Consider the following 13,873-nt stretch of genomic DNA (forward strand, 5'->3'; position numbering starts at 1 on the left):
CACCGCATCGGTGGCGGGGCGCCGATTCCGGTTTCAGGCGGCGGCGTGCCGGCAGACGGCGGCCAGCCGGTACTGCAACCAATCGGCGTCGTGCCAGGTCTGCGGTGCCACTCCGGCGAACACCCCGGCCCGCTCGGCGACGACCTGATCGAGCAGCCCGCGCACGTAGCCGGCCAGCAGGATGGCGAGCGGAAGCCGCGCCGCCTCCTCGACCCCGTACTCGAGAATGTCGCGGACGGCGGCGGCGTGCTGGTCCAGCTGCGCCAGCACCCCGGGGTGCTGCGCCGCGGCGGCGGCCGCAGGGACGCCGTATTCGATGTTCAACTGTCGCAGATGTCGCCGTGCCGAAATTTCGAGCAGTGCGGGGCCGAGCGAAAACACCACCAGATGGTAGCGAATCCGGCATAGAGCGGCGAACGCGGCGCAACTTTACGATCCTGTGCACAGACTTGCGTGAAGCGCCGCCCCGATGGATTCTGGGCGGGTATAACCGATTCGGGAGAACTTTCGGCAAACCAGCTCGGCGAGCGAAAGGATCTACGGTGCACGTCACCGATTCGGCGGTTCAGCTGCTGTGGGCGAATCCTGTCGTCGCCGCGGGCGCCGGTTACACGGCTCGCTCCGGTGTTACGGGGTTGCTGCGCCACCGGCCTTATGCGCGGGTGCTCGGCCGATTCGTCGCGGCTTTCATCTGGGGTAGCGGCGGAGTCGCCGCGCTCACGGCCCTCGGGGTTCCGCTGAGCGCCACCCTCCCGCTCGCACTCACGGTGTTCACCGTGGTCGCTCTCACGCTCACCCTCGTCTTCGCCGGCGGAATGATCCGCCCCGCGACCGCTGACTCGACGGACTGATCCGCCCGTCGAGTCCGGCAGATCCGCTACCGGAAAGCGTTCGCGTCGGTGAGCGCCTTGCCCAGCACCAGCTGATGCACCTCGGCCGTGCCCTCGTAGGTCAGCACCGACTCCAGGTTGTTCGCGTGCCGCAGCACCGGGTAGTCGAGGGTGATCCCGTTGGCACCGAGAATCGTGCGGCATTCGCGGGCGATGCGGATCGCCTCACGCGTGCTGTTGAGCTTGCCCGCGCTGATCTGCTCGCTCGTGATCTCGTTCCGGTCCTTCAACCGGCCGAGGTGCAGGGCCAACAGCTGTCCCTTGCCGAGCTCGAGCGCCATATCGGCCAGCTTGGCCTGGGTGAGCTGGTAGCCGGCCAGCGGCTTGTCGAACACCTCGCGGGTGCGGGCGTAGTCGACGGCGGCGGCGAGGCAGTCGCGGGCGGCGCCGAGCGCACCGAAGACGATGCCGAAGCGCGCCTCGCTCAAGCACGCCAGCGGCGAACTCAACCCGCGTGATTCGGGAAGCGCCGCGTCGGCGGGCAGGCGCACGTCATCGAAATCCAGTGCGGCGGTGAGCGATGCGCGCAGCGACAATTTCCGGTGGATCTCCCGGGCGGTGAATCCAGGGGTGCCCGCCGCTACGAGGAACCCACGCACCCGAGGTTTGTCGTCGCCGGGCTCCTCGGCATAGGCCCACACCACGGCGATATCGGCGACCGAGCCGTTGGTGATCCACATCTTCGACCCGTTGAGCACCCAGTCGTCACCGTCGCGCCGCGCGCGGGTGCGCATGCCGCCGGGGTTGGAGCCGTAATCGGGTTCGGTGAGCCCGAAGCAGCCGATCAGCTCACCGGCGGCCATGGCGGGCAGGTACTGCTGCTTCTGCTCCTCGGACCCGAAGAAGTGGATGGCTGTCATGGCGAGTGAGCCCTGCACCGACACCATGCTGCGCACACCGGAGTCCACAGCCTCGAGTTCCTGGCAGGCCAGGCCGTAGGCGGTGGCCGACGCGCCGGCGCAGCCGTACCCCTCGAGGTGCATGCCGAGCAGCCCGAGCTTGCCGAGTTCGGGTGCGATCTCGCGGGCGGGGAAGGTGCCCGCCTCGAACCACTCCGCGATGTGCGGGCGAAGGCGTTTCTCGCCGAATCGGGCGACGGTATCCCGGATCTCGCGCTCCTCCGGGGACAGCAACGCATCGATCGCGAACAACTCTTCCACGGTCACCATGGCGTCAGCTTAACCGCGGCACCGTCACCGAATCGGGCACTTCGTGCAGGCGTGATACCCGTGCGCGAACGGCCGGATCCGGGCATCTAGTCTGAGTCCATGAGTGAGCTGGGATTCTCGACCAGGGCCGTGCACGCCGGATATGAACCCGATCCTCAGACCGGTGCGGTGAACGTCCCCATCTACGCGAGCTCCACCTTTGCCCAGGACGGCGTCGGCGGCATGCGTGGAGGCTACGAGTACGCGCGCACCGGCAACCCGACCCGCACGGCACTGGAAGCCAACCTCGCCGCCCTCGAATCGGGCAGCTACGGTCGCGCCTTCGCCTCGGGCATGGCCGCGACCGACTGTGCGCTGCGCGCGGTGCTCCGTCCCGGCGACCACATCGTCATCCCCGACGACGCCTACGGCGGCACCTTCCGGCTCATCGACAAGGTGTTCAGCCAGTGGGGCATCGAGCACTCGCCCGCCCACATCGCGAACCTCGACGAGGTCCGCGCGGCGATCCGCCCCAACACCAAACTGGTGTGGGTCGAGACGCCGACCAACCCGCTGCTGAGCATCGGTGACATCCCCGCGCTGGCCGACATCGCGCACGCGGCGGGCGCCAAGCTCGTCGTCGACAACACTTTCGCCACCCCGTACCTGCAGCAGCCGCTGCTGCTCGGCGCCGACATCGTCGTGCACTCGACCACCAAGTACCTCGGCGGTCACTCCGATGTCGTCGGCGGTGCGCTCATCACCAACGACCAGGAACTCGACAAGGCCTTCGCGTTCCTGCAGAACGGCGCGGGCGCGGTGCCCGGCCCGTTCGACGCCTTCCTCACCCTGCGCGGCATCAAGACCCTCGCCGTGCGGATGGAGAAGCACTGCGACAACGCCGAGGTGATCGCGGAGTTCCTGTCGAACCACCCGGCCATCTCGAAGGTGATCTACCCGGGCATGCCGACGCATCCCGGCTACGAGGTCGCCCAGAAGCAGATGCGCCGCAGCGGCGGCATGATCTCGGTTCGCCTCGCCGGCGGCCGGGAGGCGGCGCTGAAGTTCTGCTCGCGCACCACGATCTTCACCCTCGCCGAATCGCTGGGCGGCATCGAGTCGCTCATCGAGCACCCGGGCGCCATGACTCACGCCAGCACCGAGGGCTCGGCTCTGGAGGTGCCCGCGGATCTGGTGCGGCTCTCGGTGGGTATCGAGGACATCAGCGACCTGCTCGCCGACATCGAACAAGCGTTGAGCTGAGCGGGGAACAGGAAATGACGAAGCGGCCGCATCCGGTATCCGGGTGCGGCCGCTTGCGTTCGGGTTCTATTTCACGGGGCTCGAGGCGGCCGTGTTCAGCCGTGGTAGGGCTCCGCGCTGACCAGGGTCACCTTCATGGTGTTGCCGTTGGGCAGCGTGTATTCGCGGGTCTCGCCCACCTTGGCGTCGATCAGCGCGCCGCCGAGCGGGGAGTTCGGCGAGTAGGTCTCGAGATCGGTGGCGCCGAGGCCCTCTTCGCGGGTGGCGATCAGGAAGGTCTCGGTATCGCTCTCGTCGCCGTCGTAGTAGACGGTGACAACCGAACCGGGCAGTGCCACACCGGACTTGGTGGGTGCCACGCCGACCTTGGCGTTGTTGAGCAGTTCCTGCAGCTGGCGGATACGCGCCTCCTGCTGGCCCTGCTCCTCACGCGCGGCGTGGTAGCCACCGTTCTCCTTGAGGTCGCCTTCTTCGCGACGCTCGTTGATCTCGGCGGCAATGACCGGACGATTGGCAATGAGCGAGTCCAACTCACTCTTGAGCCTGTCGTGCGACTCCTGGGTAAGCCAGGTCACATTCTCGGTCATCTCGATCACTCCCTAGTAGTTGTTCCCGGCGCACCGGGATTCCCTGAAACCGGTGCCACGCCCCCGGTAGGAGGGCATGCACCAGCCCGACGGCTGGAGCGATCCTGGGGGTGAACCCGTAACCCGGAAACAGCATCGCTGGCCGCCAATGCAGCAAACACGGCTCCGAGCCCCGGAACCGTGTATCAAGCTATTTTAGCATGTCTCACAAAGATGCAGGTCAGGGCCGATCGTGGGGCGTCAGCGCAGCCGCAGGTAGCTGGGCACGTCCTCGGTGCAGCCGTAGATGTCGCCCGCCGAGGGGCGGCTGGATGCCTTGACCGTGGTGCTCACCTGCACGCTGGTCGCCTCCGAGCCGGGCACGAGAATCTCGCGCCTGCCCACTTCGGCGCCGTCACGGTCCATCGCCCGCACGAAGCACACCACGGCGTTGCGCGGCTCGTCGCGGGTCACCTTCACCCGCATCTCCAGCGTCGAGTCGTCGACGACCACGTAACCGAGCTGCTCGGTCTCGATCGCCTTCGGGCCGTATTTCTGGAAACCGAGATAGGCGACGACGAACCCGGCGAGCACCACGCCGACACCGAGCAAAGCGAGCACCCAGGGGCGACGCACCGGCGGTTTTGTGCCATACCGTTCGGCGTGTCGCGCTGCTGAGTCGGCCGGGCTCGCGGCGGAGTGCGGTGCGGGCTCGGTCATCGGTTCTCGCTCCCGGGGGTGGTCGGAACAAAAGCGGGGTCGGATGGAACTATAGGGACTGTAGTTCTGACACCCGCGAGCGAGAGCGATGGTGAACGAGACGTGAGTGGCCTTCGCCTCATGGCGGTGCACGCCCACCCCGACGACGAATCGAGCAAGGGCGCCGCGACCACGGCCAGGTACGCGGCCGAGGGCGTCGACGTCCTGGTCGTCACCCTGACCGGTGGCGAACGCGGCAGCATCCTCAACCCGGCCATGGACACCCCGGGTGTCCTCGACCGGATCGAGGAGGTCCGGCGCGAGGAGATGGCCGCGGCCGCCCATGCGCTCGGCGTGCGCCAGCAGTGGCTCGGTTTCGTCGACTCCGGTCTGCCCGAGGGCGACCCGCTGCCGCCGCTGCCCGAGGGTTGCTTCGCGCTGGTCCCGCTCGAGGAGGCCACCGAGGCGCTGGTCAAGGTGGTGCGCGAGTTCAAACCGCACGTGATCACCACCTACGACGAGACCGGCGGCTACCCGCACCCCGACCACATCCGCTGCCACGAGGTCTCGGTCGCCGCGTTCGACGCGGCGGGCGACCCGGAGGCGTTCCCCGATGCGGGCGAGCCGTGGACCCCGCTGAAGCTGTACTACGACCACGGCTTCAGCCAGAAGCGGCTCGAGACCTTCGCCGCCGAGTTCGAGCGTGAGGGCAAGCCGTTCCCGCTGCAGGAGTGGCTGGACCGGATGCGTCAGTACGCGGCGGCGCGCGGCGACATCATGGCCCGGGTCACCACGCAGATCGAGTGCTCGAAATACTTCCCCCAGCGTGACGACGCCCTGCGCGCGCACGCGACCCAGATCGATCCCAACGGCGCGTTCTTCGCGATCCCGTTGGAGATGCAGCAGCGGCTGTGGCCGACCGAGGAGTTCGAATTGGCCAAGACCAGAGTATCCACCGCCATCCCGGAGACCGACCTGTTCGCCGGTATCGAGGACGCCGACCGGTGATTCTGGCTCTCCTCGCACAAGACCCCGGCACCCCGACCGGCCCGGAGTTCGGCAAGGCCTCCCCGCTCGGCCTGCTGATCGTGTTGATCCTGCTGGCCGGCACCGTCCTGCTGGTTCGTTCGATGAACAAGCACCTCAAGGGCCTGCCGGAGACGTTCGAACCCGAACACCCCGAACCGGATCAGAAGGCCGACGACGGCACCGACCCGGGCGCGATTCCGGACACCGGCGACGGCACCGAACCACCGAAACCGGCGGCGACCTAACGGGCCAGATCGGCCACCAGTTCACCGATCAGATCGCGAGCGGCCTCGGCGTGTTCGGCGACCTGCCGTGGCGCGCCCCTGGCACTGAGTTCGATGGTCTTGTTGATCAAGCCGAACGCGATGATCAGCTGCCGCAGAGCAGCCCGGCGCTCGGACGGTGTCATGTCGGAAGCCGTCGGCTGGGTCATCGTCACAGCTAAGGGATCGCCGCAGGTGGTGGGTTCGTTTCGCCTGAGACGCAATCGTTGCCGCCGCGATCACCAGTCGATGAGGTCGAGTTCGTGCAGGCGGCGGAACACCATCATCGAACCGGGCGCCACCTGGGTCATGCCCGCGTATTCACTGACCGTGAAGTACCGGAATTCGGCGATTTCCCCGGTGGCCTGCGGTTCGCCGGTGAGGTCGGCGAGGAAACACGTCATGTGCAGCGGGGTGTTGCGGCCGTGACCGAACGCCTCGGCCTCGAAGATCCCCAGCTCGGACACACCGTCCAGACCAACGCCGAGCTCCTCCTCGATCTCGCGATGCAGAGCTTGTAAAGGGGTCTCGCCGGGATCGATCTTGCCGCCCGCCATGTAGAAGACATCCTTGCCTTCCGGGCGCGTCTGAATCAGCCTGCGGTCGCGAACATGGGCGAGGGCGGCGGTGCGGATCATGGGTTCACTCTATTGAGCGAACGGCTTCGAATCATGTCGAACGGTCAGGTGTCTGGGTCAGCGACCGTGAGACTGGTCTCGCCGGATCCGATGAGGGCACGTGAGGTGTCCTTGAGGTCGACTCCGGAGCGGCCGAGTGCGCGGGCGCCCGCGACGAGCCCGGCCACCACCCGTGCCGCGTCGGTATAGGCCAGACCGTCCGGCGGGTGGATATTGGACACACAGTTGCGTTCGGCGTCGGCACGGCCGGGGCGCGGCGCGTGGGTGAGATAGATGCCGAGACTGTCGGCCACGGACAGACCGGGCCGTTCCCCGATCACGACGAGCAGGGTTCGCACGCCCATGGCCTCGGCGATGTGGTCGCCCAGCGCCACCCGCGCCTGGGTGGCGATCACAGGTGGGGCGATGGTGTAGCCGCCGAGTTCGCCTGCCAGCGCGGACAGCAGGCCCGCGCCGTGGTCGGTGAGTGCGCGGGGAGACAGGCCGTCAGCGAGGACGATGCCGATATCGAAGTCGCCGTGGGTGATCGGCGACAGGTCGGCGGGGAGCCTGCCGAGATCGGGTCGGCGCAGGTACTCCGAGCGGGAGGCGGCCTTACTCGTCACCGTCACCGGCTTGCCGAGCCCGACTTCCGCTATGCGGTTGACGAATTCGTCGACAGCCAGCGGTTCGTGCACGGCGTCCCGGGCGGCGGCGTGGGCGGCGCGCAGGGCGAGAACCTCGCTGGTCGGCAGGGCGTTGCCGGTGCGGCCGAGTCCGATCCTGGACTGGGTGGTGCTGCGCAACTGAGCCCAGAAGTCTTGGGAAACATCAGTTTCCGAACCATTACTTGTCTCCGGTGCGGCCACCGTATCGCGCACGATCTCGGCTTCGCGTGGCGAGTTCGAGCCGCTCATCGAGTGCCCGCCAGTGCGCGCAGGGGAGAGGACAGCGGTTCCACTTGTCGCAGTCTGCCTTTCGCGTCGAGCATGCCGAGTCCTGACAACCACGCCTCGAATTCCGGTGCGGGGCGCAGGTCCAGGACCTTGCGGGCATAGAGGGCGTCGTGGAAGCTCAGACTCTGGTAGCCGAGCATCACGTCGTCGGCACCGGGCACCGCGATGACGAACGCGCAGCCCGCCGCGCCGAGCAGGGTGAGCAGGGTGTCCATGTCGTCCGCGTCGGCCTCGGCGTGGTTGGTGTAGCAGACATCGACGCCCATCGGCAGGCCGAGCAGCTTCCCGCAGAAGTGGTCCTCGAGCCCGGCGCGGATGATCTGCTTGCCGTCGTAGAGGTACTCGGGCCCGATGAAGCCGACCACCGTGTTGACCAGCAGCGGCTCGAGGTCGCGGGCCACGGCGTAGGCGCGGGCTTCCAGCGTCTGCTGGTCGACCGGTCGATTCCCCACGCCCAGATGGGCATTCGCGCTCAGCGCCGAACCCTGCCCGGTCTCCAGGTACATCACGTTGTCGCCGACCGTGCCGCGCCGCAGCGATCGACCCGCCTCGTTCCCCTCGCGCAACAGCGAGATGTTCACGCCGAAACCGGAATTGGCGCCCTCGGTGCCCGCGATGGACTGGAAGACCAGGTCCACCGGCGCACCCGCCTCGATCAGGCCGATGGTGGTGGTGACGTGGGACAGCACACACGACTGGGTAGGGATGTCGAATCGCAGGCGCACCTCGTCGAGCAGGTGCAGCAGGTCGGCGGTGGCCTGCGGTGAATCGGTGGCCGGGTTGATGCCGATCACCGCGTCACCGCAGCCGAGCAGCAGGCCGTCGAGGGTAGCGGCGGCGATCCCGCGCGGGTCGTCGGTGGGGTGGTTGGGTTGCAGGCGGGTGCTCAACCGGCCGGGTAGGCCGATGGTCGTGCGGAACGCCGATGTCACCGTGGCGGCCCTGGCCACCGCGATCAGGTCCTGGTTGCGCATGATCTTGCTGACCGCGGCGACCATCTCGGGGGTGAGCCCGGGCGAGACGGCGGTCAGGGTCGCGGCCGCGTCGTCGGTCGCGGCGACCGCGAGCAGCCAGTCGCGCAGGCCGCCGACGGTGAGGTGCGCGATCGGCGCGAAGGCCGCGCGATCGTGGCTGTCGATGATCAGCCGGGTGACCTCGTCGGACTCGTAGGGCACGACCACCTCGGTGAGGAAGGTCCGCAGCGGCACCTCCGCCAGCGCCCACTGCGCGGCCGCGCGCTCGGCGTCCGTGTCGGCCGCACAGCCGGCGAGCTGGTCACCGCTGCGCAGCGGGGTGGCCTTGGCCAGCAGGTCGACCAGCCCGTCGAAGGTGTAGGTGGTGACGTCGATGGTGCTGCGGTACTTCGTCATCCGAAGTGCGGCGCCGGTCGGCGCCGTCCTCCTCTCGCGAGTGCGTGGTTGACGCTCGGCAGACACGGCCGAGCGAGGGACAACGGTCAGCGGATCACTCGAGTTCCTCTTCGGCTTTGGCCAGCGCGGCGAATTCCTCGTCGGGCGACTTGGCGACCAAGTGGTGGCGACTGTAGAGGCCGAAGTACGCCATGAAGGCGCAGAACACGCCGAGGGTGAACAGCGCCGCCTTCGGGTCGACCAGGAAGGTCGCCGCCACCGAGGCGGCCGCGATCACCAGCGCGAACGACGTGGTGGCGATGCCGCCGGGGGTCCGGTAAGGGCGGGGCATGTTCGGCTCACGAACGCGAAGCACGATGTGGCTCACCATCATCAGCACGTAGCTCACGGCCGCGCCGAACACGGCCATGTTGAGCAGCATCGCTCCCTCACCGGTGAGCGAGAGGGCGAAGCCGATGATGCCGGGCACGACCAGCGCGAGCACCGGCGCCTTACGGGAGTTGGTCACCGACAGGCTGGTCGGCAGGTACCCGGCGCGGGAGAGCGCGAAGGTCTGGCGCGAGTACGCGTAGACGATGGAGAAGAAGCTGGCAACGAGTCCGGCCAGGCCGATGTAGTTGACGACCTTGGCCGCCGGGCTGTCGCCGAGCGCCTCGACCAGCGGGTTGCCCGAGGCGGAGGCGTCCTGGGCGCCGAGCGCACCGGTCACCAGGAACAACACCACCGCGCCGGTGACCATCAGCATCAGCATCGCCACGATGATGCCCTTCGGCACGTTCTTCTCCGGTTCACGCGCCTCCTCGGCGGCCAGCGGCACGCCTTCGACGGCGAGGAAGAACCAGATGGCGAACGGGATCGCCGCCCAGATGCCCAGGTAGCCGAACGGGAGGAACGCCGAGGAGCCGGTGGCCGCCGCATCTGGCGCGATGTTCGTCAGGTTCGCGGCATCGAACCGGCCGACCGCCGCGATCGCGAACACGACCAGGCCGACCAGCGCGATCGCGGTGATCACGAACATCGCCTTGAGCGCCTCACCCGCGCCACCGAGATGGATGCCGATGAACAACGCGTACACCGCCAGATACACCCACCAGCCGTCGGTGATCCCGAACAGGTTGAGCGATTCCACATAAGCGCCGATGAAGGTGGCGATGGCGGCGGGCGCGATCGCGTACTCGATGAGAACCGCTGTGCCCGTGGCAAATCCGCCCCAGGGCCCGAGAGCGCGCCGGGCGAAGGTGTAGCCACCGCCCGCGGCAGGCAGCGCCGAGGACAGTTCGGCCATGCCGAGGACCATGGCCAGATACATGCCGGCGATGATCACCGAGGCGATCAACAGGCCACCGAATCCGCCTTCGGCCAGGCCGAAATTCCAGCCGGAATAGTCGCCGGAGATCACGTAACTCACGCCGAGACCGGCCAGCAGCACCCAGCCGGCGGTGCCGGAGCGCAGGGTGCGTTTGGCGAGATAGTCGTCGGCGGGTGGTTGGGCGGTGCGTTTGGCGAGGTAACCGTCGGCGGGTGGGTCGGCGGTGGGCGCGGGAACGGCGTCGGTACTCACAGGTAAAGCTCCTCATCAACAAGCAAGCGCGTAGCGACGGCAACGGTGATCGTCGAGGGTTGAAGAATGGTTGACGACTGTTACGGCCGTGGATCCCACAGGTCAGCGGCGCGTATCGCGCGCCGCCGACCTGCGGAAACAGTGTGATAGTTGGTGTTTCACATCACGGTGAAACGGTGTCACCGGTGGGTGGCGGCGGCTGGGAATCCAGCTCGGCCACCTCCTCGTCGGTGAGCAGGCGTGAACGGATCAGGAACCGCACGCCCTCGGGGGCTTCCAGCGAGAAACCACTGCCCCGGCCCGGCACCACGTCGACGGTGAGATGGGTGTGCTTCCAGTATTCGAACTGGTCCGCACTCATCCAGAACGGGATGTCGCCGGGCAGATATCCCAGCAGCACGTCCGAGCGACCCACGCGGAATTCACCGCGTGGATAGCACATGGGGGAGCTGCCGTCGCAGCAGCCGCCGGACTGGTGGAACATGACCGGGCCGTGCAGCCCGGTCAGGTCCCGGAGCAGCGTCGCCGCCTTGTCGGTGAGGTCTACTCGTCGGACCATCAGCGGCGCACCATCAGAAGAAGCCGAGCTTCTGCGGCGAGTAGCTGACCAGCAGGTTCTTGGTCTGCTGGTAGTGCTCGAGCATCATCTTGTGGTTCTCGCGGCCGATGCCGGACTTCTTGTAGCCGCCGAACGCCGCGTGCGCCGGGTAGGCGTGGTAGCAGTTCGTCCACACCCGGCCCGCCTTGATGCCGCGGCCGAGGCGGTAGGCGGTGTTCATGTCCCGCGTCCACACGCCCGCGCCGAGACCGTAGAGGGTGTCGTTGGCGATCTTCAGTGCCTCGTCGGTGGAGTCGAAGGTGGTCACCGCGACGACCGGGCCGAAGATCTCCTCCTGGAACACGCGCATGTCGTTGCTGCCCTTGAAGATCGTCGGCTCGATGTAGAAGCCGCCGTCCAGGCCGTCGACAGCGCGGACCGCGCCGCCCGTGAGTACCTCGGCGCCTTCCTTCTTGCCGATGTCGATGTAGGACAGGATCTTCTCGAACTGGTCGTTGCTGGCCTGTGCGCCGATCATGGTCGCCTCGTCGAGCGGGTTGCCGCTGACGATCGCCTTGGTGCGCTGCACGCAGCGGTCCATGAACTCGTCGTAGATCGACGACGCGATCAGCGCCCGCGACGGACAGGTGCACACCTCGCCCTGGTTCAGCGCGAACATCACGAAACCCTCGACGGCCTTGTCGAGGTAGTCGTCGTCGGCGGCCATCACATCGGGCAGGAAGATGTTGGGGCTCTTGCCGCCCAGCTCCAGGGTGACCGGGATGATGTTCTCGCTGGCGTACTGCATGATGAGCCGGCCGGTGGTGGTCTCACCGGTGAAGGCGACCTTGGCCACGCGCGGGCTGGACGCGAGCGGCTTGCCCGCCTCCACCCCGAACCCGTTGACCACGTTGAGAACTCCCGGCGGGAGCAGATCCGCGATCAGCTCCACGACCTTCATGATCGAGGCCGGTGTCTGCTCGGCGGGCTTCAGCACCACCGCGTTACCGGCGGCCAGCGCTGGCGCCAGCTTCCAGGTGGCCATCAGGATCGGGAAGTTCCACGGAATGATCTGGGCGACAACGCCGAGCGGCTCGTGGAAGTGGTAGGCGATGGTGTCGCCGTCGACCTCGCTGATCCCGCCCTCCTGCGCGCGCAGCGCACCGGCGAAGTAGCGGAAGTGGTCCACCGCCAAGGGCAGGTCGGCGGCGAGGGTTTCGCGAACCGGCTTGCCGTTGTCCCAGGTCTCGGCGACAGCGAGGGCCTCGAGATTCGACTCGATACGGTCGGCGATCTTGTTGAGGATATTGGCGCGCTCGGCGGCGGAGGCGGCGCCCCAGGCGTCGGCGGCGCGGTGCGCGGCATCGAGAGCCAACTCGATGTCGGCTGCGGTGGAACGGGCGATCTCGCAGAACGGCTGACCGTCCACCGGCGAGGTGTTCTCGAAGTACCGGCCTTCGACCGGCGGAACCCACTTGCCGTCGATGAAGTTGTCATACCTGGGGGCGTAGCTGACGATGCTGCCCTCGGCGCCCGGCTTGGCGTAGATCATGTGCGGAAACTCCTCGCTGGTTCCGGTGATGCGTGACGCCCATCACTATCCACCCCGAGGGTTGATGAAACGTTGAGAGCGGATCTCGTGGCGCCCGATATCGGTGATCACGGCCCGGGAAACGGCTCTTGCGCTGCGGCGGCGCCTATGCCCTCTGCGCGCTGTGCAGGCGGGCGGTGGCTACGGCTCGGCGGGGGTCGCGGGCGGGGAGCAGCATGAGGGCGTGTTCGTGGACGGCGATGTCGTCGGGGGTGGCTTCGCCGTAGGTGAGGGCGTGGTGGGGATCGGGGCTGGCCAGGACCGCGTTGCGCATGGCGACGGCGAGATAGTCGCGCCATTCGGTGAGGCCGGGAGTCTCCGAATCCGGAAGCAGGGGACCGTGATACAGCCGGACGGCGGTGTCGAGGTCGCCGGATTCCAGGGCGCGCAGTACGTCGAGCGCGTCACAGGACAGGGGAGTGGTGAAGCGGTAGACGCGGTTGGTGATGTCGCCGCCGGTGGCGCGGCGCAGGTACGACATCTCCGATTTCAGGGTGCTCGCGCCGACCGCGCGGTCACCGTATACGGCGTAGTGCAGGCGTTCGTGGCTGTAGCCGTCGTCGCTGAGGGCGAGCAGGGTGAGGATCTCGAGCTGACGTGGGCGCAACCGGATCGGGGTGCCGTCGCGCATCAACCGGCCGGTGCCGAGGCAGGTCAGTCGCATGCCCGCCGGTGCGGGTGTCGACGTGTGCAGTTTGGCTTCGATGGCACTGGTCATGGTGCGCACCGTGGCCATGGCCAGCGGGTGCGAACGCTTCCAGGTGGTCGACAGGTCGAGCACACCGAGCAGGGTGCCGTCGGCCGCGCGGATCGGCGCGCAATAGCAGACCCAGCCGTGCAGGGCGGCGACGAGATGTTCGGCCGAGAACACGGTGTGTGGTCGATCGGTGCGCAACGCCAGCGACAGCGCGTTCGTCCCCATGTGCGCCTCGTCCCACCGCCCACCCGGCGCGAAGTTCACCTGCTCGGCCCGCCGCCGCATGACCGGCCCGCCGTAGGTCCACAGAATCGTCCCCGAAGCATCGGTCACCGCCGCCACGTACCCCGCGTCGTCGGCCACACTGTGCAACTGGTCCTTCAACTCGCTCACCGGCCCACGCAGCGGCGACTCGGCCCACTTCGGCCCGATATCGGTCTCGCTCTCGGGCGCGCAATCCCGCCCCGGATCAACCGTCCGCAACGACCGCAACCACGACTGCGCCACCTCGGCCCGCACCCCGGAACTCCGCCCGAGCGCCGATTCCCCCGCAGGCACCCACTGCGCCCACTCCCGCTCCAGCGCAGCCCGCTGCGCCGAGAGCGTCAGCTGCGATGCCATGGGGGTTCCTGTCCGGTCGCTATCAGGGACTTCGCCCCCAATGATGCCCCACCTATGCCCCGCC

General features: G+C 67.8%; 16 protein-coding genes. 4 read left to right on the top strand and 12 right to left on the bottom strand.

What is annotated here, in order from left to right; genetic code table 11:
- Nucleotides 1–33: 33 nt before the first annotated feature.
- Complete coding sequence (locus tag LDL21_RS03145; protein ID WP_181696620.1) at nt 34–381, bottom strand: DUF6401 family natural product biosynthesis protein; 348 nt, start codon at nt 379–381, stop codon at nt 34–36.
- A gap of 161 nt (nt 382–542) precedes the next feature.
- On the opposite strand from LDL21_RS03145, the gene LDL21_RS03150 reads away from it, so the two are divergent.
- Nucleotides 543–851 carry a hypothetical protein gene (locus LDL21_RS03150; RefSeq protein WP_225278725.1) on the top strand — a complete coding sequence of 103 codons (309 nt, stop codon included), beginning with the start codon at nt 543–545 and terminating at the stop codon, nt 849–851.
- A 26-nt stretch (nt 852–877) separates the two neighbouring features.
- Here LDL21_RS03150 and LDL21_RS03155 read toward each other — a convergent pair whose 3' ends face one another.
- Nucleotides 878–2,059 (bottom strand): acyl-CoA dehydrogenase family protein, encoded by a 1,182-nt coding sequence (locus LDL21_RS03155; protein ID WP_225278726.1) that lies wholly within the window; start codon nt 2,057–2,059, stop codon nt 878–880.
- A 99-nt stretch (nt 2,060–2,158) separates the two neighbouring features.
- On the opposite strand from LDL21_RS03155, the gene LDL21_RS03160 reads away from it, so the two are divergent.
- On the top strand, nt 2,159–3,301 hold the full coding sequence (locus LDL21_RS03160) for a cystathionine gamma-synthase (RefSeq protein WP_225278727.1): 1,143 nt from the start codon (nt 2,159–2,161) through the stop codon (nt 3,299–3,301).
- A gap of 95 nt (nt 3,302–3,396) precedes the next feature.
- Here the strand turns inward: LDL21_RS03160 and greA are convergent, their stop codons facing one another.
- Both greA and LDL21_RS03170 read right to left on the bottom strand, forming a co-directional pair.
- Nucleotides 3,397–3,888: a transcription elongation factor GreA gene (greA, locus tag LDL21_RS03165; protein WP_067485978.1), complete on the bottom strand. Its 492-nt coding sequence runs from the start codon at nt 3,886–3,888 to the stop codon at nt 3,397–3,399.
- Between the two features lie 240 nt (nt 3,889–4,128).
- Nucleotides 4,129–4,587, bottom strand: a complete 459-nt coding sequence (locus LDL21_RS03170) for a DUF4307 domain-containing protein (RefSeq protein WP_181696616.1) — start codon at nt 4,585–4,587, stop codon at nt 4,129–4,131.
- 120 nt (nt 4,588–4,707) lie between these two features.
- On the opposite strand from LDL21_RS03170, the gene mca reads away from it, so the two are divergent.
- Nucleotides 4,708–5,574 carry a mycothiol conjugate amidase Mca gene (mca, locus tag LDL21_RS03175; protein WP_181696780.1) on the top strand — a complete coding sequence of 289 codons (867 nt, stop codon included), beginning with the start codon at nt 4,708–4,710 and terminating at the stop codon, nt 5,572–5,574.
- Entirely contained in the window at nt 5,571–5,840 is a 270-nt protein-coding gene (locus LDL21_RS03180) for a hypothetical protein (protein ID WP_181696615.1), read from the top strand. The genes mca and LDL21_RS03180 overlap by 4 nt, the downstream gene beginning before the upstream one ends.
- On the opposite strand, the gene LDL21_RS03185 is transcribed toward LDL21_RS03180, so the two are convergent.
- The 8 genes from LDL21_RS03185 to LDL21_RS03220 form a co-directional block, all read right to left on the bottom strand.
- Nucleotides 5,837–6,028, bottom strand: a complete 192-nt coding sequence (locus LDL21_RS03185) for a hypothetical protein (RefSeq protein ID WP_225278728.1) — start codon at nt 6,026–6,028, stop codon at nt 5,837–5,839. The two genes, LDL21_RS03180 and LDL21_RS03185, sit on opposite strands and share 4 nt — an antisense overlap.
- Nucleotides 6,029–6,097: 69 nt before the next feature.
- Nucleotides 6,098–6,496: an NUDIX hydrolase gene (locus LDL21_RS03190; RefSeq protein WP_067485630.1), complete on the bottom strand. Its 399-nt coding sequence runs from the start codon at nt 6,494–6,496 to the stop codon at nt 6,098–6,100.
- A gap of 44 nt (nt 6,497–6,540) precedes the next feature.
- Nucleotides 6,541–7,392, bottom strand: coding sequence for an ethanolamine ammonia-lyase subunit EutC (gene eutC, locus LDL21_RS03195; RefSeq protein WP_225278729.1), 852 nt, complete (start codon nt 7,390–7,392; stop codon nt 6,541–6,543).
- The gene (locus LDL21_RS03200) at nt 7,389–8,801 is read right to left on the bottom strand and encodes an ethanolamine ammonia-lyase subunit EutB (protein ID WP_225278730.1); all 1,413 of its coding nucleotides are present in this window, start codon (nt 8,799–8,801) and stop codon (nt 7,389–7,391) included. Before LDL21_RS03200 ends, eutC begins: the two co-directional genes overlap by 4 nt.
- Nucleotides 8,802–8,895: 94 nt before the next feature.
- Complete coding sequence (gene eat / locus LDL21_RS03205) at nt 8,896–10,362, bottom strand: ethanolamine permease (protein ID WP_308017109.1); 1,467 nt, start codon at nt 10,360–10,362, stop codon at nt 8,896–8,898.
- Between the two features lie 163 nt (nt 10,363–10,525).
- Nucleotides 10,526–10,921 carry a DUF779 domain-containing protein gene (locus tag LDL21_RS03210; RefSeq protein ID WP_067637832.1) on the bottom strand — a complete coding sequence of 132 codons (396 nt, stop codon included), beginning with the start codon at nt 10,919–10,921 and terminating at the stop codon, nt 10,526–10,528.
- A 13-nt stretch (nt 10,922–10,934) separates the two neighbouring features.
- A complete protein-coding gene (gene adh / locus LDL21_RS03215) occupies nt 10,935–12,452 on the bottom strand; it encodes an aldehyde dehydrogenase (protein ID WP_225278731.1) in 1,518 nt (505 codons plus the stop codon).
- Nucleotides 12,453–12,597: 145 nt separating this feature from the next.
- The gene (locus tag LDL21_RS03220; protein ID WP_225278732.1) at nt 12,598–13,809 is read right to left on the bottom strand and encodes a transcriptional regulator; all 1,212 of its coding nucleotides are present in this window, start codon (nt 13,807–13,809) and stop codon (nt 12,598–12,600) included.
- Nucleotides 13,810–13,873 lie beyond the last annotated feature (64 nt).

The sequence above is a fragment of the Nocardia rosealba genome (genome assembly GCF_020216065.1).
Classification (GTDB): domain Bacteria; phylum Actinomycetota; class Actinomycetes; order Mycobacteriales; family Mycobacteriaceae; genus Nocardia; species Nocardia rosealba.

Excerpts from the sequence above, each read along its gene's own strand:
- greA (WP_067485978.1), bottom strand. The coding sequence starts at position 3,888 with ATGACCGAGAATGTGACCTGGCTTACCCAGGAGTCGCACGACAGGCTC.
- LDL21_RS03170 (WP_181696616.1), bottom strand. The coding sequence starts at position 4,587 with ATGACCGAGCCCGCACCGCACTCCGCCGCGAGCCCGGCCGACTCAGCA.
- LDL21_RS03185 (WP_225278728.1), bottom strand. The coding sequence starts at position 6,028 with ATGACCCAGCCGACGGCTTCCGACATGACACCGTCCGAGCGCCGGGCT.
- LDL21_RS03160 (WP_225278727.1), top strand. The coding sequence starts at position 2,159 with ATGAGTGAGCTGGGATTCTCGACCAGGGCCGTGCACGCCGGATATGAA.
- LDL21_RS03155 (WP_225278726.1), bottom strand. The coding sequence starts at position 2,059 with ATGGTGACCGTGGAAGAGTTGTTCGCGATCGATGCGTTGCTGTCCCCG.
- LDL21_RS03200 (WP_225278730.1), bottom strand. The coding sequence starts at position 8,801 with ATGACGAAGTACCGCAGCACCATCGACGTCACCACCTACACCTTCGAC.
- LDL21_RS03190 (WP_067485630.1), bottom strand. The coding sequence starts at position 6,496 with ATGATCCGCACCGCCGCCCTCGCCCATGTTCGCGACCGCAGGCTGATT.
- LDL21_RS03220 (WP_225278732.1), bottom strand. The coding sequence starts at position 13,809 with ATGGCATCGCAGCTGACGCTCTCGGCGCAGCGGGCTGCGCTGGAGCGG.
- adh (WP_225278731.1), bottom strand. The coding sequence starts at position 12,452 with ATGATCTACGCCAAGCCGGGCGCCGAGGGCAGCATCGTCAGCTACGCC.
- mca (WP_181696780.1), top strand. The coding sequence starts at position 4,708 with ATGGCGGTGCACGCCCACCCCGACGACGAATCGAGCAAGGGCGCCGCG.
- LDL21_RS03210 (WP_067637832.1), bottom strand. The coding sequence starts at position 10,921 with ATGGTCCGACGAGTAGACCTCACCGACAAGGCGGCGACGCTGCTCCGG.
- eutC (WP_225278729.1), bottom strand. The coding sequence starts at position 7,392 with ATGAGCGGCTCGAACTCGCCACGCGAAGCCGAGATCGTGCGCGATACG.